This is a genomic window from Paraburkholderia sp. D15 (genome assembly GCF_029910215.1).
Classification (GTDB): Bacteria; Pseudomonadota; Gammaproteobacteria; order Burkholderiales; family Burkholderiaceae; genus Paraburkholderia.
The window spans coordinates 1,510,656-1,533,233 of sequence record NZ_CP110395.1 but is presented as its reverse complement, the minus strand read 5'-3'; the positions used below and the strand labels follow the sequence as shown (position 1 = coordinate 1,533,233).

Genomic DNA, 22,578 nt, shown 5'->3' with positions numbered 1-22,578 from the left:
GTCAGCGTTGTCGCCACAACTTCTGCAGCGGTATCAATCGCCACGACCGCCTGAATCGCCCGCGCCGCCTCAACCGTTCGTGCCTTCGCCCACCGCCGACGTCTCGCCGTTCTGCGTTCGCGCAAGCACAGGCCGCAACGCGGCGCCGGTATGGCTCGCGGCGGCGCGAACCAGCCCTTCGGGATCGGTAGCCGCGACGATCGCGCCGCCGCCGACGCCGCCTTCCGGACCCAGGTCGATGATCCAGTCCGCCTCGGCGATCACATCCAGATCGTGCTCGATAACGACGACGCTATGGCCGCCATCCGCGAGACGATGCAGCACGCGAATCAGTTTCGCGACGTCCGCCATATGCAGACCGACCGTCGGTTCGTCGAGCACGTACAGCGTATGCGGCGGCTTCTGACCGCGCCGCGTGATGTCGTCGCGCACCTTGCTCAGTTCCGTGACCAGCTTGATCCGCTGTGCCTCGCCGCCCGACAACGTGGGCGATGGCTGCCCCAGCGTTAAATAACCCAGCCCGACATCTTTCATCAATTGCAGCGGATGCGCGATGTTCGAGATCGGCGCGAAGAACTCGACCGCCTCGTCGATCTCCATGGTCAGCACGTCGCCGATATTCTTGCCGCGCCACGTGACCGCAAGCGTCTCCGGATTGAAGCGCTGACCGTGGCACACGTCGCACGGCACCTTCACGTCGGGCAGGAAGCTCATGCCGATCGTGCGGACGCCTTGCCCCTCGCAGGCGGGGCAGCGGCCCTCACCGGTATTGAACGAGAAGCGCGAGGCCGTATAGCCGCGCGCACGCGCCTCGAGCGTGCCGGCGAACAGTTTGCGGATCGCGTCCCACACGCCGATATACGTGGCCGGACACGAACGCGGCGTCTTGCCGATCGGCGTCTGATCGACCTCGAGCACACGGTCGATACTCTCCCAACCCGTGATCGATTCGCACCCTTGCCACGCATGCGTGACGTTCAATTGCGCGCGCGGCGCCGACCGCGCCAGCACGCTCGAACGACGGTTCGCAGCCGGCTTGTCCTCGGCCGCCGCGCGCGCCCGGCGCGTGGCCGGCGACGACAGCACCGAGCGCCCCACCGCATCCAGCAGATTGGTCATCAGCACGTCGCGCGCGAGTGTCGACTTGCCGGACCCGCTGACGCCGGTGATCGCGACCAGCCGCGACAATGGGATACCCACGGTAACGTCGCGCAGATTGTGCAGATTCGCGCGATGCACGGTGAGCCAGTTGTCCGGCACGGCCGCCGCGCGTTTGCCCGCGGCGACGACTTCGCGACGCGGCTGCAACGGATGCACGATCGGGTTCGCGAGAAACTGACCCGTCAGCGAATCGGGTTGCGCGGACAGATCGGCGACACTGCCCTGCGCGACCAGCGTCCCGCCGCGCTTACCCGCGCCGGGGCCGATATCGATGATATGGTCGGCACGCCGAATCGTATCTTCGTCATGCTCGACGACCACCAGCGTATTGCCCTTATCGCCCAGCTTGCGCAGCGCGTTCAGCAAAATCTGGTTGTCACGCGGATGCAAACCGATGGTCGGTTCGTCCAGCACGTAGCACACGCCTTGCAAATTGCTGCCCAGTTGCGCGGCCAGGCGGATACGTTGCGCTTCGCCACCGGAGAGGCTCGGCGCCGCGCGATCCAGGCTCAGATAGCCGAGCCCGACTTCTTCGAGAAACTGCAGCCGGCTGCCGATTTCGCTGATCACGTCACGCGCGATTTCCGCGTCGCGGCCGGTCATTTCCAGCGTGGCGATCCACGCGCGCGTATCGGACACGGTCCATTGCGCGACGTCGACGATCGCGTGCGCGTCGAACGTCACCGCGCGCGCGGTCGGATTCAGACGCGTGCCGCCGCAATCGTGACACGGCTCGTCGACGAGACCTTCGGGCTCCTGTTCTTCCGATGGCAAACTCTGCTCGCGCCCGCGATTGTCGTCGACGACGATCGTGTCGTCGTACGCGGCACGCTGTTCGCGCGTCAACGCCAGGCCGGTGCCGACGCACGTCGTACACCAGCCATGCTTGCTGTTGTACGAGAACATGCGCGGATCGAGTTCCGGATAGCTGGTGCCGCATACCGGACACGCGCGCTTGGTGGACAACACCTTGACTTCGCCGAGCGCCGCGGTCGGCTTGCCGCCGCCGAGCGCGGCGTGCAGACCGTCGAGCGGCGCCAGCAGATGCATTACGCCCTTGCCGATCTCCAGCGTCTGGTCGAGCGCCGCGCGCAACTCGGCTTCATGATCCGCCGATACGACGAGGTCGGTCACCGGCAATTCGATGGTGTGTTCGCGGAAACGGTCGAGCTTCGGCCACGGGTCCACCGGCACGAATTCGCCGTCCACGCGCAGGTGCGTGTTGCCGCGCGCCTTCGCCCATTTCGCGAGATCGGTGTACACGCCTTTGCGGTTCACCACCAGCGGCGCGAGGAAACCGACGTGCTGCCCCTTGTGATCGCGCAACAGTTGCGCGGCGATCGACTCGACGCTTTGCGACGTGACCGGCGTGCCGTCGTGAATGCAATGCTGCAAGCCGAGCTTCACATACAGCAGACGCAGGAAGTGCCACACCTCGGACGTGGTCGCGACGGTACTCTTGCGGCCGCCGCGCGAGAGCCGCTGCTCGATCGCGACGGTCGGCGGAATGCCGTACACGGCGTCGACCTCGGGCCGCCCGGCCGGTTGCACGATGGAGCGCGCATACGCGTTCAACGACTCGAGATAACGGCGCTGCCCTTCGTGGAACAGGATGTCGAACGCGAGCGTGGACTTGCCCGAACCGGACACGCCGGTAATCACGTTGAACTTGCCGTGCGGAATGTCCACGTCCAGCGCTTTCAGGTTGTGCTCGCGCGCATTGACGATGCGCACCACGTCTTCGCCCTCGATCGCCCGGCGCGCGCGCGCCGCGCTCAGCGCCTTCTGCAACGGCAGACCTTGCGACACCGGTTCGGCCGCCGCATCCATGGCCTGGTCGTAGTGCAGTAGCGCCTCGCCGGTATGCGACTCCGGGCACTGCTTGACCGCTTCGGGCGTGCCCGCGCACAACACCCGGCCGCCGCCGTCGCCGCCCTCGGGCCCGAGGTCGATCAGCCAGTCCGCCGCGCGGATCACGTCGAGATTGTGTTCGATCACGATCAGCGAATGACCGCTCGCGAGCAGCTTGCCGAACGCTCGCATCAGCTTGGCGATGTCGTCGAAATGCAGACCGGTGGTCGGCTCGTCGAACATGAACAACCGTTTCGCGACCGCTTGCCTTGCGCTGCGCGCGGACCCCGCCTGCGCCGATTCCGCAAGGAAACCGGCCAGCTTGAGCCGCTGCGCTTCGCCGCCGGACAACGTGGGCACCGGCTGGCCGAGCTTCACGTACTCGAGACCGACATCGACGATGGGTTGCAGCACGCGCAACACCTCGGCGTCTTTCGCGAAGTACGCGGCCGCCTCGCTGACGGTCAGTTCAAGCACGTCGGCAATGCTCAGCGCGCGCGCCGGCTCGCCGCGTTCGATCTTCACTTCGAGCAGTTCCGCGCGATACCGGCGCCCATCGCAATCCGGACAGCGCAGATACACGTCGCTCAGGAACTGCATTTCGATGTGCTCGAAGCCCGAACCGCCGCAGGTCGGGCAACGCCCGTCGCCCGAGTTGAAGCTGAACATGCCGGGACCGTAGCCGCGTTGCTGCGCGAGCGGCGCCTTGGCGAACAGCTTGCGGATTTCGTCGAATGCGCCGACGTAGCTCGCCGGATTCGAGCGCGCGGTCTTGCCGATCGGCGACTGGTCGACGAACACGACGTCGGTCACCTGATCCGCGCCCGTCAGACTGCGGAATGCGCCCGGCGATTCGGTGGCAATGCCGAAGTGCCGCGCCATGGCCGGATACAGCACGTCCTGCAGCAGCGTGGACTTGCCGGAGCCGGACACCCCCGTCACGCAGACGAGCCGTTGCAGCGGAATCTCGACCGTGACGTCGCGCAGATTGTGTTCGGTCGCGCCTTCCAGCACGATGCGCGGCGTGGTGTCATCCACCGGACGGCGCGCCCAGTGCGCGGCATCCGCGACGTGGCGCCGCCCGCCCAGATACTCGCCGGTCAGCGTGCCGGACGAACGGATCGCCTCCGGCGCGCCGTCGTAAATGATGGAGCCGCCGCGTTCGCCCGGGCCCGGCCCCATGTCGATCAAACGATCCGCCGCGAGCATCACCGACGGATCGTGCTCGACCACCACCAGCGTATTGCCCGCGTCGCGCAGCCGGTGCATCGCCTCGACGATCCGGTTCAGGTCGCGCGGATGCAGACCGATACTCGGCTCGTCGAGCACGAACAGCGTCTTGGTCAGCGACGTGCCGAGCGCCGTGGTCAGGTTGATCCGCTGCACCTCGCCGCCGGACAACGTGCGGCTTTGCCGGTCGAGCGTCAGATAACCGAGGCCGACGTCGCACAGATACTTCAGACGCGTGCGCACCTCGGCGAGCAACAGCTTCAGCGCGTCGTCGAGCAACGCGCTGGGCAGACTGATTTCGTCGAAGAAACGGCGGATGCGCTCGATCGGCAACAGCATCAGATCGTGCACGGTCAGGCCCGGCAGCGCCTCCAGTTGCGCACGGTTCCATTCGACGCCGCGCGGCATGAAGCGCCGGCCCTCGGGCAGCACCTCGTCGGCATTCGCCTTGCTGCCCAGACGCCACAGCAGCGATTCCGTTTTCAGCCGCGCGCCGCCGCAGGTTTCGCACGGCGTGTAGCTGCGGTATTTGGACAGCAGCACGCGAATGTGCATCTTGTACGCCTTCGACTCCAGATAATCGAAGAAGCGTTTGACGCCGTACCAATGCGTCTGCCACGTGCCGTTCCAGTCCGGCGAGCCGTTGATCACCCAGTCGCGCTCGGCGTCGGTCAGCTCGCCCCACGGCGTGCCGCGGCGGATGCCGGCCTTCGCCGCGTAGCGCATCAGGTCGTCCTGGCACTCCTTCCACGCGGGCGTTTGCATCGGCTTGATCGCGCCTTCGCTGAGCGTCTTGCGCGCGTCGGGAATCACCAGCCCGAGATCGACGCCGATCACCCGGCCGAAGCCGCGGCAGACTTCGCATGCGCCGTAGGCCGAATTGAACGAGAACAGCGCCGGCTGCGGGTCGGCGTAGCGCAGATCGCTTTCCGGGCTATGCAGGCCGGTGGAGAAACGCCAGATGACCGGCTCGGCCGCCGAGCCGCCCTGCGCTTCATCCGCCGCGGATGAGGACGCCGGCAGCACATAGACATTCACGCGCCCGCCGCCGCGTTTGAGCGACGCCTCGATCGCCTCGACCACGCGCGCCTTGTCGACCGAACTCAGCCGGAAGCGGTCGGCCACCACGTCGAGCAGCTTGCGCCGGCCGGTCGGCGAATCGACTTCGCGCTGTGCCTGCACGCGGGTATAGCCGCTTGCCGACAGCCATTGCTCCACCTCCTGTTCCGATGCGGACTCCGGCAATTCCACCGGGAACGTGACGACGAGACGCGGTTCCTCGCCGTGCCGCGCGATGCGCTCCTGCAATTCGGCGTAGATCGTTTCCGGCGTGTCGTGACGCACCTGCAGCGCGGTTTGCCGGTCGAACAGCTCGGCCGCGCGCGCGTACAGCAGCTTCAGATGGTCGTTGAGCTCCGTCATGGTGCCGACCGTGGAGCGCGAACTGCGCACCGGATTGGTCTGGTCGATCGCGATGGCGGGCGGCACGCCGTCCACCTTGTCGACCTGCGGCCGGTCCATGCGGTCGAGGAACTGGCGCGCGTACGCGCTGAAGGTTTCGACGTAGCGCCGCTGTCCTTCCGCGTAGAGCGTGTCGAACACGAGGCTCGACTTGCCGGAGCCGGACGGCCCGGTGACGACCGTCATTTCGCCGGTGCGGACGTCGAGGTCGACGTTCTTGAGGTTGTGCTGGCGCGCGCCGCGAATCCTGATGATGCCGTTGGCGCGGGTTGCGTGGTCCGGGCCGCCAGCACCGCCAGCACCGTTTTTGCCGCTCACGCCGCCGCTTTCGCTCTTGCGGCCGCTTTTGCCGCCGCTTTTGCCGTTAATACCGTTGGATGCCAATTTGTCCGACCGTCTGAAGGAGTGGGCCACCTCTCACGGACGCCTCGCGACCGCGCAAGTTCGGGGCAGCCGGGCCGGCGGAATCACACGCCGGACGCCCGGTTGCAACGGGATACTATACTGTATGTTTATACAGTTTTCCATGACGCCGCACGATTGTCCTTGCGCCATGTAGGGCATCCCGACCCGCATCCCGATCCGGTTCGTCCAGCCGCGTTGCGCGGCCCCGTCCGAACGGCCGGCCCGGACAGCGGGACTAGCTGAACAGTCCGGTGGCACGCACGCGGGAACGTGCGCAAACCCCATCGCGAACACGCCCACGCCGCGTTCTGGGCGCCAGCGCCGGCGCGGGCGCGACGGCGGGCGTCATCGTCACGCCCGGCAAAGCCGACGGCTCCAAAGCAAAAACCGCCGGCGCGGGGGCATCCGCCCCCAACGCATAAGCCACGCAACGCCGCGCCAGCACCTCGGTCGGATCGACGAAGCGCACCGCCTGCCCCAGCGCGTCGAGCGTCGACAGGTCGTCCATCAGCAGCGGTAGCTCCGTGCAACCCAGCACGATCACTTGCACGCCCTGGGCGACGAGATCGTCGATCGCGGCGCGGAAGTCGTCGCGGCACTCACCCGACCAGAAACCCGCCTTCGCGCCGCGCGGCCCGTAGATCGCGTTCATCAGGCGCGCCTGGGCGGCCGCGCGCGGCGCCACCTGCACACAGCCGCGCGCGTCGAGCGCCGCCGCGTACACGCCGCTCGCCAGCGTGCCGCTGGTCGCGAGCACGCCGATCTCGCGCACGTCCGGAAACGCACTGCGCACGAAATCGACGGTACAGGTGAGCATATTCACGATCGGAATCGTCAGCGACGGCTGGATCCGTTCGACAAACGCATGCGCGGTATTGCACGGAATCGCGATCAGATCCGCGCCGCCCTCCTCGAGCGTTCGGCACGCGGCGTACAGCGCGAGCGTGGGATCGGCGCCGCGGCCGAGCAGCGCATCCGTGCGGTCCGGAATCTGCGGATTCTGTTCGACCATCACCTTCAGATGATCCTGATCGCGCGCGGCGGGCGTATTGCGCACCAGCTTGTCCATGAAGTCGACGGTCGCCGCCGGCCCCACGCCGCCCAGCACGCCGACCTTGAAACGCCGCCGCTGCAGCTCGGCGGGCTGCGCGAATTGCGCGGTGGCGATGTAGCGGGCGTAGACCAGATTGACGTCGACGAACGGCACCGGCAGCTCGCCGATTGCGCGCGCGAGCAGCGCGATTTCCGTGAGCCCCGGCAGGATCAGATCGGCGCCCTGCGCGATCAGGTCCGTGCAAGCCGCGCGCAACAACGCGATGGGCCGGCCGTGAAAACAGCCGCGCTTGATGCCGTCGTCGCCATGCACCGCGCTCGTCACGCAGTCCACGCCCGCTTCGTTCAGCGGATGCAGCACGTCGTAACTGCGTGCATCGAAATAACGTTCGAAGAGACCGTCCGCGCGGATCGCGTCGGAGGTCAGCACGCCGATCCGGCGCGCCGTCGGAAACGTGCGGCGCACATGCGCCGCCAGCGCGCTCATCAGGTTCGCGACCGGCACGGCGAGATTCGCCGTCAGTTCGTCGATGAAGGTATGACTGAGAAAGCACGGCAGCACGATCGCATCGACGCCCCGTTTCTCGAAAGCGCGCAGTGCATCGAACACATGAATCTTGAACGCGGCGCTCGCCGCGCTCTGCGACGCCGGACCTTGCCAGCTTCGCTGTTCCAGCAGCAGATCGAACGGTTTAACCGCGCCGGGCCGGCGCGAGGCCGCGCTGATACGGCACAGCACGTCGGCGCTGGCGAGTTGCGCCGCGCCGGTCACGACGCCGAGCGAACGATTGCGATTCATGATTTCCCCCATGCATCACGCGGGGCCGGTGGGCGACAAGCGTTGCAACGCATTGACGTTTTCAACGCTGCCGCCGGCGCCGATTCCGTGCACCCGCGTGCGGTCATTTTTTCTCGTCCCTCGATACGCGGACGATTTCTTGCGCGTTCGAGAATGACACTATGTCGCGCGAGTATGACGTGGGGTTAACCACGAAGAACACATTTCGGCGTATTTCCGCCATAACGAAGCGGCGCGGCGGCGAGCCGCGCAGCGTCGCTCAGGCTTCGTCGTCGCGGCGCCCTTCGTGGGCACTCAGCACCCGGTGCGCGACCATGTCGATCGCCGGTTTCACGAGCCCATTCTTGTCGGTCCACACTTTCGGCGTCAGCGTGCCGCTCAGTGCGACGCTGTCCGCATCGCTCAACGCGAGCAGCGCGGTTTGCACGCCCTCGTCGAACGCGATCACGTTGACGAAGATCGTGTCGCCGTCGTTGGTCGTCGCGCGGACCTTGCACGTAACGTAACGGCTGCCGTTCTGTCCGGTGCGGATCTGCGCTTCGCCATACAAACGTCCGCCCACCAGTCCATCTATCATCGCCCTGCTCCTGTCGTGACGCGCCGTCAGGGCGCGTCGTATTCAATGTTTGCCGGATCCAACACCCCGCATGGTCCGGCACGGCGCGTATCATCCCACGCCGTCACGTCATATCGACGCCACATAGCAGACACTTCGCCAGCCGGGGCTACCGCAACTGATCGCGTCACCCTTGCAGCGCGTGCCCTTCATACGCGCCGCGGCGGAAAAACGAAATCGCCGCGCGCCCCACCCGATCACGCGAGATCGCGTGCGAGCGGAGCGCGCGGCGACGCGCTGAATGACGGCCGCTAATCAGGCGGCGCTCAGACCGGCTTCGGATTCCGTTCGGTGAACCCTTCCTGATGCCAGTACGGATACACGGGCCGCACGGCGCTCGCCGCGTCGAGCTTCGCGACCTGCTCCGGCGTCAGATTCCAGCCTACCGCGCCGAGGTTCTGCCGCAGTTGCTCCTCGTTGCGCGCGCCGATCAGCACGGTCGACACGGTGGGACGCTGCAGCAGCCAGTTCAGCGCGATCTGCGGCACGGTCTTGCCGGTTTCGGCGGCGACCTCGTCGATCGCGTCGAGCACGCGGAACAGATAGTCTTCCGGCACCGGCGGCCCCATGTCGGCCGTCTTGTGCAGACGGCTCGTCTCGGGCAACGGCTGGCCGCGTTTGATCTTGCCGGTGAGACGCCCCCAGCCGAGCGGACTCCACACCACCGCGCCGACGCCCTGATCGATGCCGAGCGGCATCAGCTCCCACTCGTAATCGCGTCCCACCAGCGAGTAGTACGTCTGATTCGCGACATAGCGCGGATAGCCGTAACGATCGGCGACATCCTGCGATTTCATCAGATGCCAGCCGGAAAAATTCGACACGCCGGTATAGCGGATCTTGCCCGCACGCACCAGATCGTCGAGCGTGGACAGCACTTCGGCGACCGGCGTTCGCGCGTCGAAACCGTGCAGCTGGAACAGGTCGATGTAGTCGGTTTGCAGACGCTTGAGCGCGGCGTCCACCGCCTGGATCAGATGGAAGCGCGACGAGCCGACGTTGTTCGGACCGTCGTCGAAACGGAAGGTCGCCTTGGTCGAAATGATGGCTTGATCGCGCTTGCCCTTCAGCGCCTCGCCGAGCACCGCTTCGGAAGCGCCGCTCGAGTAGATGTCCGCGGTGTCGAACATGGTGACGCCCGCGTCGAAACAGATGTCGATCAGACGACGCGCGTCGGCGACGTCGCTGTTGCCCCATGCCTCGAAAAACTCGCCCTTGCCGCCGAATGTGCCGGTGCCGAAACTCAGTACCGGCACCTTGAAGCCGGAAGCACCCAGATGTCTGTATTCCATTGATGAATCTCCGTGGCCTAGCCGTCGATGAACGGACGTCCAGTCTACGCGCGTCCACCCGCACACGTCGGCGAGCGCGGCAGGTCAGGCTCGCGTTGCAGTCAGCCTGGTCAGCCCGGCCAGCGCGTCGCGCGCGGCGAGAATCACGCTGCCCCAGTCGCCCAGTTCCGGCTGACGGAACAGCCGCGCGCTCGGGTACCACGGCGTGTCGCTGCGTTCGAGCATCCAGCGCCAGCAGGTGTCGAAGCGGTTCAGGATCCACACCGGACGGTCCAGCGCGCCGGCCAGATGCGCGGTGGACGTGTCGACGGAAATCACCAGGTCGAGTTGCGCGACCAGCGCGGCGGTGTCGGCGAAATCGTGCAGTTCTTCCGTGTAATCGATCACGGCATGACCCATGCCGCTGTCCGCCAGTTGCCGCGCGGCGGCGCCTTTCTGCAGGCTGAAGAACTGCACGTGCGGCACGTCGAGCAGCGGCGCCAGACGTTCGAACGCGATCGAACGTCTCGCATCGTTCTTGCGCAGCTCGGCGACGTGCGGCCGGTTGCCGCCCGCCCATACGAGTCCGACCTTGAGCCGGCCTTGCGCGCCGTCGTTCAGCCGCACGCGCCAGGTTTCGGCGGCGCGCGTTTGCGCGAACAGATACGGCGTGGCCGACGGAATGCTATCGAGCTTCGTGCCAAGCGCGAGCGGCAGACTCAGCAGCGGACAATGGCAGTCGAACGGCGGCAACGGCTGGCCCGCTTCGATCAATTGATCCACACCGTCGAGCGTCGTCAGCAGACGCAGCAACTCCGGCTGCACTTCGAGCACGACCTTCGCACCGAGCTTCGACACGAGCGCCGCGTAGCGGCAGAACTGCAAGGTATCGCCGAGCCCCTGCTCCGCGTGCAACAGAATCGTCTTGCCTTCCAGCGGAAAATCGCCGAGCCATACTGGCTGCGCGAACACGCGGCGGCCCGCCTTGATGCGATCGCGCTCCCAACGCCATTCGTATGCACGAAAGCCCGCTTCGAGCTGCCCCATCTGCAGCAGACACAGCGACTCGTTCCAGTGCGTTTCGGCGGCATCGGGATTCACGGCCAATGCGCGCTGGTAGCTCGCGAGCGCGTCCGCATGGCGGTCGAGATCGATCTGCGTGAGGCCCAGGTTATTCCACGCATCCGCGAACGACGGCGCGAGTTCGAGCGCGCGCCGGTAACTTTGCTCCGCCTGTTGCGGCTGGTTCAGGTCGCTGAGCGCGTTGCCGCGATTGCTCCATGCGTCCGGATAGCCGGGCTGCAATTCGAGCGCGCGGTCGCAACTGGCAAGCGCATCTTCCGGCCGTCCGAGATCGCGCAGCACGCACGCGCGATTGTTCCAGGCCTGCGCGAAAGCCGGCGTGCGCACGATCGCGCGATCGAAGCTGCCGAGCGCGTCGAGCGGGCGGTCGAGGCCCGCCTGGGCGTTACCGCGATTGTTCAATGCATCGGGGAAATCCGGCTGCAACGCGAGCGCACGTTCGGCGCTGGCGAGGCCTTCGTCGAAGCGCCGCAGCGCATTCAGCGCATAGGCGAGATTCGAATGGATCGGCGCCTGTCTCGCGTTGACCGCGAGCGCTTTTTTCAGCAACTCGACGCCCTCTTCCAGACGCCCCGCCTGCAGCGCGAGCGCGCCGAGCAGTTGCAGCGCGTCGAAGTGGCGCGGTTTGAGTTCGAGGATCTCGCGATAGAGTTCTCCGGCTTCGGCGAGTGCGCCGTTCTGCTGAAGCGCGACGGCTTGCCGAAGCATCGAGTCCAACTGTTGCGGCAGATTGGCAGGCTTGCCCATACGGTGAGCTTGAAGTGAATGCGATGGAAACGTTGAGGGCGTTTTCCTTCTACCAGGACGGCGCACACGAACTCGACATCAGCTTCGCGTGCGCATCGGCATCGAAAGAAAGAGGCCGATTATCGCCGAAATGGGCGACGCGTCGCGTCACACCCATCAGGCAAAACCGCGCGTCACGCCGCAACGCGACGCGCGGCCTCGCCGCTTATTGCGCGTTCGTGGCGAGATGCTTGCGTTTGGCGAGATCCTGCGCCGCCGCGTATTGCGCCTGGATGGCCGGCAGCGACTGCTTCGCGACCGCCTTCAACTGTTCGTCGCGGCCCGAGGCGATTTCAGCCTGGAATGCGGACAGCGCCTTCTGCTCGCCGGCGAGCGCGACCTGCTCGATGTACGCCTTGTCGAAATCGGCGCCGCGCAGGTTGTTGATGCTCGCGAGCGTCGCCGCATCGGGATCGTTCTTCGGCACGTCGACGCCGCGCGGGCTGGCGGCGCGCAACGCGGCGGTGATCTTCGCGTTGTCGGTCGACACGCGTTCGGCGAAGGCCTTCACGTCGCGGTCGCTGGAACGTGCGGTCGCGATGCGCGCGGCGTCGCGCTGGGTGGCGACGACCTGGGTGCCGTCGGCGATGAAGGTCTGATCGGCGGCATGCAGACGGCTCGCGTCGGCGGCCGGTGCGGCATTCTGCGCGTGGGCCGCCGTGGCGACGACGAGCAGGCTGGCCATGCAGGCACTGGTGAGGGTGGCGAGAGGCAGGCGGATCATATGTTCTCCTTGTAGTGAAAGCAGGCGGAAGCCGGTGAAAGCGATGGCGCGGCCTGCAGGCCCGAACGACGCGCGAACACATCGCGGACCTTGCAGTCAGCTTGCGAGACACTGACTGCGCCACGCCCCGATTCGCTGGAAATTCTAGGAGGCGCGTTGCGCACCATGTGATACGACGCTGTCGCTTCTGTAACCTTAGGTAACCTTCATATGAATAGGCCGCTACAGCCTTATCGGCATGGCCTTCGCGGCAATTTGCCGGACCCGCTTCGAGCCGCCTGGGTGTTAACCATCAGAAATACTGAAAATGCACGCGAAACGGCTCGCGAGCGCTGAATTTTTTGCCGCCGACGCCGATAACGGAAAGGTAGGGCGCGCACCAGCGCCGAACGACGCGGCTGACTGGCGTAACCACGCGCACCGCAATTCTGGAGAAAGCCGATGGCAGTAGATCACCGCGCGAACGACGAACGCACCAACCTGACGAGTTCCAACAAATTCGAGCTGCTGCTGTACCGGTTGGGTTCGGTTCCCGGCAGCGATCAGCACGAGCTTTACGGCATCAACGTCTTCAAGGTGCGGGAAATCTCGACGATGCCGCAGGTGACGCCGATCGCCGGTTCGTCGCCGTTCGTGATGGGTGCGGTGGACATTCGCGGGCAGATCATTCCGGTGATCGACCTGCCGCGCCTGATGGGTTGCGAGCCGACGCGCGGTCTGAACATTCTGCTGGTGACGGAGTTCGCGCGGTCGACGCAAGCGTTTGCGGTGGAAGAAGTCGACGATATCGTGCGGCTCGAATGGAACCAGGTGCTGTCGGCCGAAGGCGCGGCGGGCGGCAATCTGGTGACGAGCATCGCGCGGATCGACGGCAACACCGGCGATTCGCGCCTCGCGCAGGTGATCGACGTCGAGCAGGTGTTGCGCGACGTCTTCCCGTCGCAGCATCCGAGCGTCGATCCGGAATCGGTGATGGGCGATGCGCTGGGTATCCGGCGCGGCGCGAAGATTCTTGCAGCCGACGACTCCGGCTTCGCACGCAAGCTGATCGAGCAGGCGTTGACCGCGATCGGCGCGGACTACGTGATGACGAAGACCGGCGAGGAAGCGTGGAGCACGTTGCAGCAGGTCGCGCGCGAAGCCCAGGCGAACGGCGGACGCGCGAAGGATTCGATCGCGCTGGTGCTGACGGACCTGGAAATGCCGGAGATGGACGGCTTCATGTTGACCCGGCAGATCAAGGCCGACGAAAGGACGCGGGACATTCCGGTGATCATCCATTCGTCGCTGACTGGCGCGGCGAACGAAGCGCACGTGAAGAACGCGGGCGCGAACGGCTATGTGGCGAAGTTCGCCGCCGCCGAACTCGCGGAGGCGATTCGCAACGCGCTCGGGCGTGGCGCGCTGGTGGAAGCGGCGGGCTGAGTTTTTCGGCGATGGCGATGGCGATGGCGATGGCGATGGCGAAAGCTATCGCTACCGTTGTGGCTACGACGCCTGCACCACTGGCTCGGGATCGACCCAGCCCAGGTTGTTGAAATCGCGCAGCGTGTCGGGCCACTCGCGGCGAGCGGCCTTCTGCGCGAGCAAACGCCCCCACACGATCCATCCCTGCCACGACACGCGTTTATCCCACGACACGCCCCATCCGCTCAACAGCGCGAGTCCGCGAAGCGCGGCCTCGCGCGCCGCATCGAATTCCCCTGCCATCAGATCGAGCTGCGCGAGCAGCAGATACGGCTCGCCGACCCACGGGTTCCGCTCGATGGCGGCCTCGAGCAGATGCCGCGCGGCACGCGGCTGCACCAGCGGCATGCCTTGGGCGCTGACCTGCCAGTAGAGTGCGCTGGCGGCGGCTTCGTCCGCTTGCGGGAGCGTCCGCGTGCAGGCCTCGAAAACCGGTGGCACCGGCACGCCGAGCGCCGGCAGATGACGCGCGAGCCGCGACGCGAGATGCAACGCCGACGAACCGGGACGGAACGGCCCCGGCCACAGCGTCACGCTCCACAATGGCGCGGCCGGTACGTGGCCGGTATGCGGATAGCCGGCCATCGTATCCTCCTGCCAGCTATACCATTGCTCCACCAGATCGGCGACCGTGACGACGAGAAACATCGCCGTTTGCCGGCGCGTCAACCCGAAGGTCTCGCCGTCGGCACGCGTGAGCCGTAGCCCTTGCGCGGGGACCGCATCGCACGCGAGCAGTTCGTTGACGAACGCGGTCCGTGGAATCGTGCAGAACAGATGAATGGTCGCTTCGACATCCGCGCCCAGATGTTCGGCCAGCACGCTGCGCCCGTGTTGCGGATCGAACAGCGCGAGGTCCACGTACTCGTTCGAATACACGCTGTGAAACAGCCCGCACAGACAGGTCTCGCGGTCCTGCCCCCACAGTTTGAGCATCCGGTAGACGCCCGTCAGATGGTCGCGGAAGGTGCCGTGCTTGTGCCAGCTCTGGCCTGCCCGGCAGCGATTGAGCAAGGCGAGCGAGTGCGCGTAGTCCGGGTCGATCGCCGCGTGATCGTCGGCGAGCCATGCGTCGACCGGACCGGCGCCGGGCGTTTTCCATGCGTGTGTCATGCGTTCGCCTCGTCGAGCGCGGTTGCGGTCCGGTGCGCCGGGTTCGGATAGTCCTTGTTCACGTGACTGTTCGCATCGGGTGGATCGGCAGGCCCGCGTGCATCGCATAGGTCGCGTGGACCGATCAACGCGGTCAGTATCGAGCGCGCGCCGTGGTACTGCCTGCGGCCATGGCCGGTCAGCAGATTGTCGAGCATCAGCAGATCGCCGGCCTGCCACGCGTGCGGCAACGCGCACGCGTCGAGCACTTCCGCGACATGTAGCACGTCGGCGTCAGCGACCGGCGTGCCGTCGCCGTGCAGTATCCCGTCGACGCGTTCGGGGGTGTCACGCAACGCGGCGTCGAGCCGGCCGGCCAGCGCGTGGCGGCCGTCCTTGCGCGCCCAGCGCAGCGCCGCGAGCGGCGCGAAGATATGCAACTGGTTGAACCACAGTTCGTCGCCGGTACGCGGGTGCACGCGGGTCGCGGGCAACACCTCCTGCCACAGTTGCAGCGAACCGTCGTCGAGCCATCCGGTGCGCCAGCCGCGCGCGGCGGCCGTCGTCTCGACCGTGTCGCGCCGGGTCGTGCCGAACACCTCCGTCCACGGTTTCGGCACGCCGGGCCGCAATACCGCCTGCTCCGGCAGCGGCAGATTGCGCCGCAACTGCACACCGCCCTTCAACGCGAAACGTTGCAACACGTCCTCGCCGATGCGCCGCGTCACTTCGCGCATGTCGGCGAGCGTCGTCTCGCCGCCGGCATCAGCCGGCCGCTCGCAGAAGAATGCGATCCGCGCCGGCGGGTGCGCGGTGTACGACATCTCCTGGTGAATCGGAATGGAGTAGTCGGACGGCACCTCGGTGGCGGTCATGATCCGTCCGCACACCGCGCGGCGCGGCGACGTGCCGCCCACGTAGTCGAGCAGATCCGCGCCGGTCGCGCCGAGCACGATGGCGAAATCTTCCGCGGCGCGCAGCGCGGCGAAGCCGCGAATCAGCACCGCGCCGTAGCGGTCGAGCCGCGCGTCGTACAGCGTGCGCTGCGTGGCGAGCCAGTCACGCACGGTTGCCGCATCGGCATGCTGGCCGTGCGTGATGTGCCAGACCAGCGGCGCGTGCGGTGCGGTGGGCGGCATTTCCTCGAAAGCGATCATGGGGTTCTCGATGGTTTTTGTCCGGACAGCGTGATCGGCGTATGGCCGCGTGCCCTTGCGTTCACTTGTAGCGGGCCAGCGTGGCAAGCGCGGTGGCAACCAGACGCGTGCGCTCGCCGAGTACGCTGAACACGTCGGCGCGGCACACGACCTGGCGGCCCGAAACGTCGATCACATCGCCGACGCTCATCAGCACGTCGCCGGCGCCGGGCGCCATCAGATTGAGTTTGTACTCGGCGGTCAGCACGTCACCGACCAGCGAAGTGGCCGCCCATGCGCACGCGCTGTCAGCCAGAAAACCGATCACCGCGCCATGCGCGAAACCGTGATGCATCGTCAACTCGCGCCGCAACGGCACCGATAGCGCGACGTGACCATTGCCGTACGCTTCGAGCTTCGCGTCGAGCCAGCTCGCGAACGGCGTGCGCGCGATCACCGCCTCCAGTTGCTCGCGCGAATAGCCGCCGGCCTCGGGCCCGCCGCGCCACGCCGCCGCTCCGCGCGCGACCGGCAACACGTGGACTTCTCCCGGGCTGGGTGCCCGGCTCCGCTGAACGCTTTCCATGCCCTTGTCCCCCGTCGTCTGGCCGCCTCAGGCGGCGTCTTGAATCGTTGCACGCGTGCCGTCGGGCGCGTCGTGCGTTGGCTGATCCGCCCGCTTGTCTGCCGGCTCATGCGCCGGTGCATACGTGAAAACCTGCGGCGGCGCGCGCGTGGACATCGCTGGGGAGGTCCGTATCGGCGCGAGGCGGTCGAGCGTCCCCGCCAGCAGACGCGCGCGTGTCTCGGCGCGGCGGATTTTTCCACTCGATGTCTTCGGAATCGAACCCGGCTCGACCAGCACGATGTCGTGCAGCGTGAACTCGAACTCGTGCAGCACCGCACGCCGGATCGTGCGAACGGCCGCCTGCACATCGATGTTTCGCCGCGCCGAGCGCTCGACTTCCTGGATCAGCACAATCTGCCCGGCATCGCCCGCAATCGCCGCCGATGCATTCGGCCTGAGTCCGGCGAAAGCCTGCTCGGCATGCCGCTCCACATCCTGCGGATAGAGGTTCCTGCCGCGCAGCACGAGCACGTCCTTCAGACGGCCGGTGATGAACAGTTCGCCGTCGAGCAGGAAACCGAGGTCGCCGGTGCGTAGCCAGGTGGGAGCGTTGGCTGAAGGAGATGCTGTTGCGGCAGACCCCGTGTCGGCCGATGCGTTTTCGTCGGCAAGCCGCGCGCGCAACGTCGCGCCCGACGCCGCCGGCTGATTCCAGTACGCGTGCGGAATATGCGGACCGTGCACCCATATTTCGCCGATCCTGCCCTCGGGCAGACGACACGACGTGCGCGGCTCGACGATGGCCAGCCGCTCGCCGGACAAAGCCTGTCCACATCCGACCAGTTCGCGCGCGGGCGACGCGTCATGCGCCGCGAGCGCCTTGCCTCGTTCGAGCGCGGCCTTGTCGAACGCGACGATCGCCGGCAACGCGCGTGGCGCGCCGCCCGAGACCAGCAAGGTTGCCTCGGCCATTCCATAGCACGGGTACAGCGCTTCGGCACGAAAGCCGAGCGGCGCGAACGCGGCGGCGAACGCGCGCAGCGTGTCGGCTCGCACCGGTTCCGCGCTGTTGAATGCGAGCCGCCAGCACGACAGGTCGGGCGCTTCGTCGAGAATCCGCTGCCTGCGCGCAACGCACAGCGCAAACGCAAAGTCCGGACCGCCGCTGGCGCGCGCGCGATAGCGGGAAATCGCGCGCAGCCACAACCATGGCGACTGCGCGAATTGCGCCGGCGACATCAGCACGGCGAGACCGCCGAGATAGAACGGCTCCAGCACGTTCGCGATCAGCCCCATGTCGTGATGAAGCGGCGCCCAGCCGACAAAGGCCGATCCCCACGCATGGCCCATCGCGATGCGCTGCATCCGCAGATTGGCGAACAGATTCGCATGCGTGACGCACACGCCTTTCGGCGCGGACGTCGAGCCCGAGGTGTACTGAATGAACGCGAGATCGTCGTCGGCGGCCGAGGCGTTTGACGACGCGCCGGATCGCCAGACTTCAGTGCATGGGACGTTGATCGCGCGATCGGCGCAATTTTCGTGTTCGACGTTTTCGACGTGTTCACGGACGCGCGCGTGTTCGGCGCGATCAGCGTGATCGCGCCAGGCGACGCTCATGCAGCGCACTGTCCGCAATGCGGGTTCGTCGGCAAAGCGTGCGATGCACGCATCGAGCGAAGCGGGCGTGGTCAGCAGCAGCGCGGGCTGGCTGTCGAGCGCGATCGACAGCACCGCATCGCGCAGGCGTAGCCCCTGCCCCGCCGCGAGCGGCACGGGGACGAGCCCCGCATAGTGACAGGCGAAAAACGCGACGATGAACGACAGTCCCGACGGAAACATCAACAACGCACGGCTGCCCGGCGCGGCGCCCGTCGACAGTTGCAACGCGACCCGGCGCGCGGCCGCGTCGAGTTGCGCGAAGCTCAAGGTTTCGATTTCCTGGTTGTCCGCACCGAGAAATACGAATGCGCGCCGTTCAGGCCGATGCGTGGCCCAATACCGCGCGAGGCTCGCCAGCGTGCTCGGCGTAGCGGCGCTACCGGCCGCGCACAGAAGCGGCGGCCTCATATCCGCACCGCTCTCCCCGACCAGGCATCCGGCCCGTTCGCGTCCGCCAGCGTCCACGTCCACGTCCACGTCCGCAACCGCGCCCATGCCCATATACGTGCCCGCACCCAGACTGGCACCACGCCGCACGAGCCGTATCGGCAACCCGTCGAGCCCACGCAGAATCAGGCTGCGAGTCTGCCAACGCCCTGCATCGCCGGCCCGCTCGATCGTCTCCGTGCGTTCCAGCAACGCGACGAGACACGCCCGCGCCTGGCGCCGCGCCAACGCGCCGCCCAGACACGCGTGCATGCCGCTGCCGAAGCCCAGTTGCGCGCCGGGCTCGCGCTCGATACGTACCTCGTCGGGCGCGTCGAACACGCTCGCGTCGCGATTCGCCGCGCCGAGACACAGCAGGATCTGCTCGCCCCGTGCGACCCCATGACCATTGATTTCGAGCGCCTGCGGCGCGACCCGCTTGGTCAGTTGCAATGGACTTTGATAACGGATGCTCTCTTCGATCGCCGCATCGATCAGCTCGGGCCGTTCGCGCAGACGGGCAAGGTCGTCAGGACGCGACAGCAGCATGTCGAGCGTATTGCCGACCAGACACTGCGTCGTTTCGTTGCCCGCCACGAACGACATGATGCAGGCGAACGCCACCTCGGTTTCGCTCAGACGGTCGCCGTCGCTGCGTGCCGCGGCGAGCCGCGCGATCAGCGAGTCGCCGTCGCGCGACGCGGCGCCGTCGCGCGCGTGAGCGACGAACCATCGCGTCAGATCAGCGGTCGAGGCGATCGCCTGGCCGTAGTGCGCGCGCGTCATCATGCCGGGGTCCAGCAGTGCGCGCAGCGCGCCGATCCGCGTGCCGATCGACGCGCGCGCGTCGGCGGGCACGCCCATCCACGCGCATAGGACATGGAGCGGCAGTGGCGCGGCCAGCTCGCCGATCGCCTCGACGCAGCCCGCCGCGAGCGCGGGCGCGAGCAGCGCATCGACCTCGCGGGCGATGACCGCATCGAGCCGCGCCAGCGCCGCGGGCGTATACGCCTGGTTGATCAATCGGCGCAGCCGCAGATGCTCGGGACTATCGGTGAACACGATCGAATTACGAATGAAGCGCTCGACCTGCTGCGCGCCGTCGATCTTCAGCCGGGCGGCGCCGGCGGAAAGCGTCGCCGGGATCAGGTCCACGCTCAGGCGCCGCTCGCGCAGCGCCGCCCGCACGTCGGCATGACGCGTCAGCACCAGCATGCCGAGCGTGCGCAGATACGGCGCCTCGTCCCGCAGACGCGCATACAGCGGATACGGATCCTGCCGGAAGCCGGCCTCCAGCGGATTGAAGCGCAGACGCTCCGTCGCGTCGGCCGCCGGCGGCGCCGGGTTCGAAGAGAAGCGGCTCGACACTCAGGCCTCGCGATTTTCGGTCGAACGCGTCGAGATCGGCCGCAACGCGATGCGCAGCAGGCCGATCTTGCCCATGTAGAACCCCACCGACGATTGCGTCAGATAAGTCAGGTAACGCTGCGCCGTCGTCTCGCCGACCAGCTCGACCGCTTCGCCGAAACGTTGCCGCAGATTACCCGCCCAGCGCTCCATCGTGCGGGCATAGTGAAGGCGGTCGTTGCGCACCGCGCTGATTTCGAGCACGCCGTCGGCCGCCTGCGCGATCTCGGCGAGACGCGGCAGATCGGCGATCGGGAAGATCTCGTTGTTGATGAACGCGCTCGCCTCCTCGCGGCGCATGCTGCCGTAAGCGATGGTCTGCAGCGACATGCGGCCGCCGGGCGCGAGCCAGCCCCGGCACTTCTCGAAGAAGTCGCGATACACCGCGATCTTTTCCTCGACCGTATCGGCAGGCTTCGCGAAGTGTTCGAACGCGCCGATCGACACGATCGAGTCGTAGCGTTCGGCGGGCGCGTGATCGACCCAGCTCTCCAGCCGGATGTCGGCGTTGGCGAGCTGCATCGCGCGGACGTAGTGCGCCTGGTCGTCGCTGAGCGTCAGGCCGACGACCTCGCGCATTGTCGGCAGGCGGGCGGCGGCGCCGACCAGCCCGCCCCAGCCGCAGCCGATGTCGAGCAGCCGCCGCGCCGAACCGGCGCGCGCGTGGTCCAGGTGAAACGCGATCTTGCGGCGCTGCGCCGCTTCGAGCGTGTCCGCCGGTCCGGCGGCTTCGTCCCACAGCGCGGCCGAGTAGCTCATCGTGTCGTCGAGCCAGAGCTGGTAGAACGCGCGGCTCACGTCGTAGTGGTACTTCACCGCGTCGGCGGAACCGCCGTAGGCCGGCTCCAGCGTCGCGGGACCGGTGAGCGTCGCCGTGAGCGGCGCGCGGCCGGTGCTGGCCGCGCCGGGCGTGCGGGTTGCGGCGGTGGTGCCGGATGTTTCCATGGCGTCGGTTGCGTCGGTTGCGTGCAAGCTCGTCTCCTGTGATGTGCGCGTCGGTGTGGAAGCGCGTCAGGCCCGCACGCGCCGCGCGATCTCGGCCGCGATATCGCCGAGCGTGACCTGCTCGAAGAACACCGACGGCGACACCTCGGCATTCAGCCAGTTCTCCATTTCGATGATCATCGACGTCGTCAACGCCGAGTCGAGACCGAACGAATCGAACTCGTCATCCGGCCCGATCGAGATCGGATCGACGTTGAGCACCTTGCCGATGAAATCCGCGCACCAGTAAACGATGCGTTGCTGCTGACTGTCCTGCATGACCGCGTTCATCTGATTTCCTCTCCATTGAAGCCGTGGCGGGTTCGCGCGGCGCGCGTGCCCGCCTGTGTGCGATTCGTCATTCGGCGTGAGCGGGCCACGAGGCTGCGTGAGTCACGACGCGCGCGCCGATCTGCTCGCGCGAGGGCACCTTGATGCGGCGCGCGAGACCGAGCGCGCCGAGCGAACGGATGAACCAGTAGCCCGGATCGATCCGGTACCACGCGAGACCGAACGACGCCGAGCCCGGAAACGCATGATGGTTGTGATGCCAGGACTCGCCGAAAATCAGCGGCGCCAGCCAGCCGATGTTGCGGCTTTGATCGCGCGTGACGAAACAGCGCCGGCCGATCAGATGGCAAAACGAATTGAGCGACCAGATGCCCTGCGCGAGGATGAACATGCGCACCATGCCGCCCCACAGAAACCCGCCCACCAGAGCGCTCCACGACCGTTCCAGCAGCGCGCACGCCAGCGCCGGCAATACGAAGCCCAGCGCGACCCACAGGTGATAGCGACGGCCGACCCACACGAGATGCCGCTCGCGCAGCAGGTCCGGCGCGTAGTGCAGCACGTTCGGATACGGATGCGCGATCATCCACGTGAAGTGCGCATGCACGAAACCGCGCAATTTATTGCGCACGCCGTTGCCGTGCAGGTTCGGCGAATGCATGTCGCCCTCGCGGTCGCCGCGTTCGTGATGCCGCCGGTGCATCGCGACCCACGAGATCACGCCGCCCTGCCCCGCCATCGACCCGGCGATGGCCAGCAGCGTCTGGATCGCGCGGCCGGTCTGCCACGAGCGATGTGCGAACAGCCGGTGGTAGCCGGCGGAAATGCCGAGTCCCGAGACCAGCCACAGCGTGAAGCAGGCCAGCAATTCGGCCACGCCGGGCGCTCGCCATGCGAGCGAGGCCAGCGCGACCAGCGTGCCGATCGTCGGCAGCACGTCGAACAGATAAAAATGTCGGCGCTGCAAACGATGCAGATAAGGATCGTCCAGCACCTGCTTGCCGTTCGCGGCCGACGGCTCCGCGGTGAACAGCGCTTGATATTCCTGCTCGAAATGGGATGTCATCCCGACTCCAGATATGCCGGTGAACCCACCGGCATGGCG

General features: G+C 66.8%; 14 protein-coding genes. 1 reads left to right on the top strand and 13 read right to left on the bottom strand.

The annotated features are described in order from the left end of the window. Positions 1-69: 69 nt before the first annotated feature. The 6 genes from uvrA to LFL96_RS06625 all read right to left on the bottom strand — a co-directional run bounded on the left by uvrA (position 70) and on the right by LFL96_RS06625 (position 12,440). Positions 70-5,958, bottom strand: a complete 5,889-nt coding sequence (gene uvrA, locus LFL96_RS06650; protein WP_281000592.1) for an excinuclease ABC subunit UvrA — start codon at positions 5,956-5,958, stop codon at positions 70-72. Between the two features lie 385 nt (positions 5,959-6,343). Then, positions 6,344-7,960 carry an amino acid racemase gene (locus tag LFL96_RS06645; protein WP_280999387.1) on the bottom strand — a complete coding sequence of 539 codons (1,617 nt, stop codon included), beginning with the start codon at positions 7,958-7,960 and terminating at the stop codon, positions 6,344-6,346. Positions 7,961-8,219: 259 nt separating this feature from the next. Continuing rightward, the gene (locus LFL96_RS06640; RefSeq protein WP_280999385.1) at positions 8,220-8,537 is read right to left on the bottom strand and encodes a single-stranded DNA-binding protein; all 318 of its coding nucleotides are present in this window, start codon (positions 8,535-8,537) and stop codon (positions 8,220-8,222) included. 305 nt (positions 8,538-8,842) lie between these two features. After that, positions 8,843-9,868 (bottom strand): aldo/keto reductase, encoded by a 1,026-nt coding sequence (locus LFL96_RS06635; RefSeq protein ID WP_280999383.1) that lies wholly within the window; start codon positions 9,866-9,868, stop codon positions 8,843-8,845. Between the two features lie 84 nt (positions 9,869-9,952). Continuing rightward, a complete protein-coding gene (locus LFL96_RS06630) occupies positions 9,953-11,677 on the bottom strand; it encodes a tetratricopeptide repeat protein (protein WP_280999381.1) in 1,725 nt (574 codons plus the stop codon). Between the two features lie 205 nt (positions 11,678-11,882). Beyond that, positions 11,883-12,440, bottom strand: coding sequence for a DUF4142 domain-containing protein (locus LFL96_RS06625; RefSeq protein ID WP_280999379.1), 558 nt, complete (start codon positions 12,438-12,440; stop codon positions 11,883-11,885). A gap of 441 nt (positions 12,441-12,881) precedes the next feature. Here LFL96_RS06625 and LFL96_RS06620 point away from each other — a divergent pair, with 441 nt between their 5' ends. Then, positions 12,882-13,865 (top strand): chemotaxis protein, encoded by a 984-nt coding sequence (locus tag LFL96_RS06620; protein ID WP_280999378.1) that lies wholly within the window; start codon positions 12,882-12,884, stop codon positions 13,863-13,865. Positions 13,866-13,928: 63 nt separating this feature from the next. Here LFL96_RS06620 and LFL96_RS06615 read toward each other — a convergent pair whose 3' ends face one another. From LFL96_RS06615 to LFL96_RS06585, 7 genes are all read right to left on the bottom strand, one after another. Next, on the bottom strand, positions 13,929-15,020 hold the full coding sequence (locus LFL96_RS06615) for a tetratricopeptide repeat protein (protein WP_280999376.1): 1,092 nt from the start codon (positions 15,018-15,020) through the stop codon (positions 13,929-13,931). Then, positions 15,017-16,156: a TauD/TfdA family dioxygenase gene (locus LFL96_RS06610; protein WP_280999374.1), complete on the bottom strand. Its 1,140-nt coding sequence runs from the start codon at positions 16,154-16,156 to the stop codon at positions 15,017-15,019. The genes LFL96_RS06615 and LFL96_RS06610 overlap by 4 nt, the downstream gene beginning before the upstream one ends. A gap of 61 nt (positions 16,157-16,217) precedes the next feature. Further along, positions 16,218-16,721 (bottom strand): PaaI family thioesterase, encoded by a 504-nt coding sequence (locus LFL96_RS06605; protein WP_280999372.1) that lies wholly within the window; start codon positions 16,719-16,721, stop codon positions 16,218-16,220. A gap of 27 nt (positions 16,722-16,748) precedes the next feature. Next, a complete protein-coding gene (locus tag LFL96_RS06600) occupies positions 16,749-20,159 on the bottom strand; it encodes a cytochrome P450 (RefSeq protein WP_280999370.1) in 3,411 nt (1,136 codons plus the stop codon). Beyond that, entirely contained in the window at positions 20,160-21,170 is a 1,011-nt protein-coding gene (locus tag LFL96_RS06595; RefSeq protein WP_280999368.1) for a cyclopropane-fatty-acyl-phospholipid synthase family protein, read from the bottom strand. Between the two features lie 39 nt (positions 21,171-21,209). Next, entirely contained in the window at positions 21,210-21,473 is a 264-nt protein-coding gene (locus LFL96_RS06590; RefSeq protein ID WP_280999366.1) for an acyl carrier protein, read from the bottom strand. A 67-nt stretch (positions 21,474-21,540) separates the two neighbouring features. Then, positions 21,541-22,539 (bottom strand): fatty acid desaturase, encoded by a 999-nt coding sequence (locus LFL96_RS06585; RefSeq protein ID WP_280999364.1) that lies wholly within the window; start codon positions 22,537-22,539, stop codon positions 21,541-21,543. Positions 22,540-22,578 lie beyond the last annotated feature (39 nt).

What these genes read in the sequence shown, in the direction of transcription:
- LFL96_RS06645 (WP_280999387.1), bottom strand. Translation starts at nt 7,960, where the DNA reads ATGAATCGCAATCGTTCGCTCGGCGTCGTGACCGGCGCGGCGCAACTC.
- LFL96_RS06640 (WP_280999385.1), bottom strand. Translation starts at nt 8,537, where the DNA reads ATGATAGATGGACTGGTGGGCGGACGTTTGTATGGCGAAGCGCAGATC.
- LFL96_RS06635 (WP_280999383.1), bottom strand. Translation starts at nt 9,868, where the DNA reads ATGGAATACAGACATCTGGGTGCTTCCGGCTTCAAGGTGCCGGTACTG.
- LFL96_RS06630 (WP_280999381.1), bottom strand. Translation starts at nt 11,677, where the DNA reads ATGGGCAAGCCTGCCAATCTGCCGCAACAGTTGGACTCGATGCTTCGG.
- LFL96_RS06625 (WP_280999379.1), bottom strand. Translation starts at nt 12,440, where the DNA reads ATGATCCGCCTGCCTCTCGCCACCCTCACCAGTGCCTGCATGGCCAGC.
- LFL96_RS06620 (WP_280999378.1), top strand. Translation starts at nt 12,882, where the DNA reads ATGGCAGTAGATCACCGCGCGAACGACGAACGCACCAACCTGACGAGT.
- LFL96_RS06615 (WP_280999376.1), bottom strand. Translation starts at nt 15,020, where the DNA reads ATGACACACGCATGGAAAACGCCCGGCGCCGGTCCGGTCGACGCATGG.
- LFL96_RS06610 (WP_280999374.1), bottom strand. Translation starts at nt 16,156, where the DNA reads ATGATCGCTTTCGAGGAAATGCCGCCCACCGCACCGCACGCGCCGCTG.
- LFL96_RS06605 (WP_280999372.1), bottom strand. Translation starts at nt 16,721, where the DNA reads ATGGAAAGCGTTCAGCGGAGCCGGGCACCCAGCCCGGGAGAAGTCCAC.
- LFL96_RS06590 (WP_280999366.1), bottom strand. Translation starts at nt 21,473, where the DNA reads ATGAACGCGGTCATGCAGGACAGTCAGCAGCAACGCATCGTTTACTGG.
- LFL96_RS06585 (WP_280999364.1), bottom strand. Translation starts at nt 22,539, where the DNA reads ATGACATCCCATTTCGAGCAGGAATATCAAGCGCTGTTCACCGCGGAG.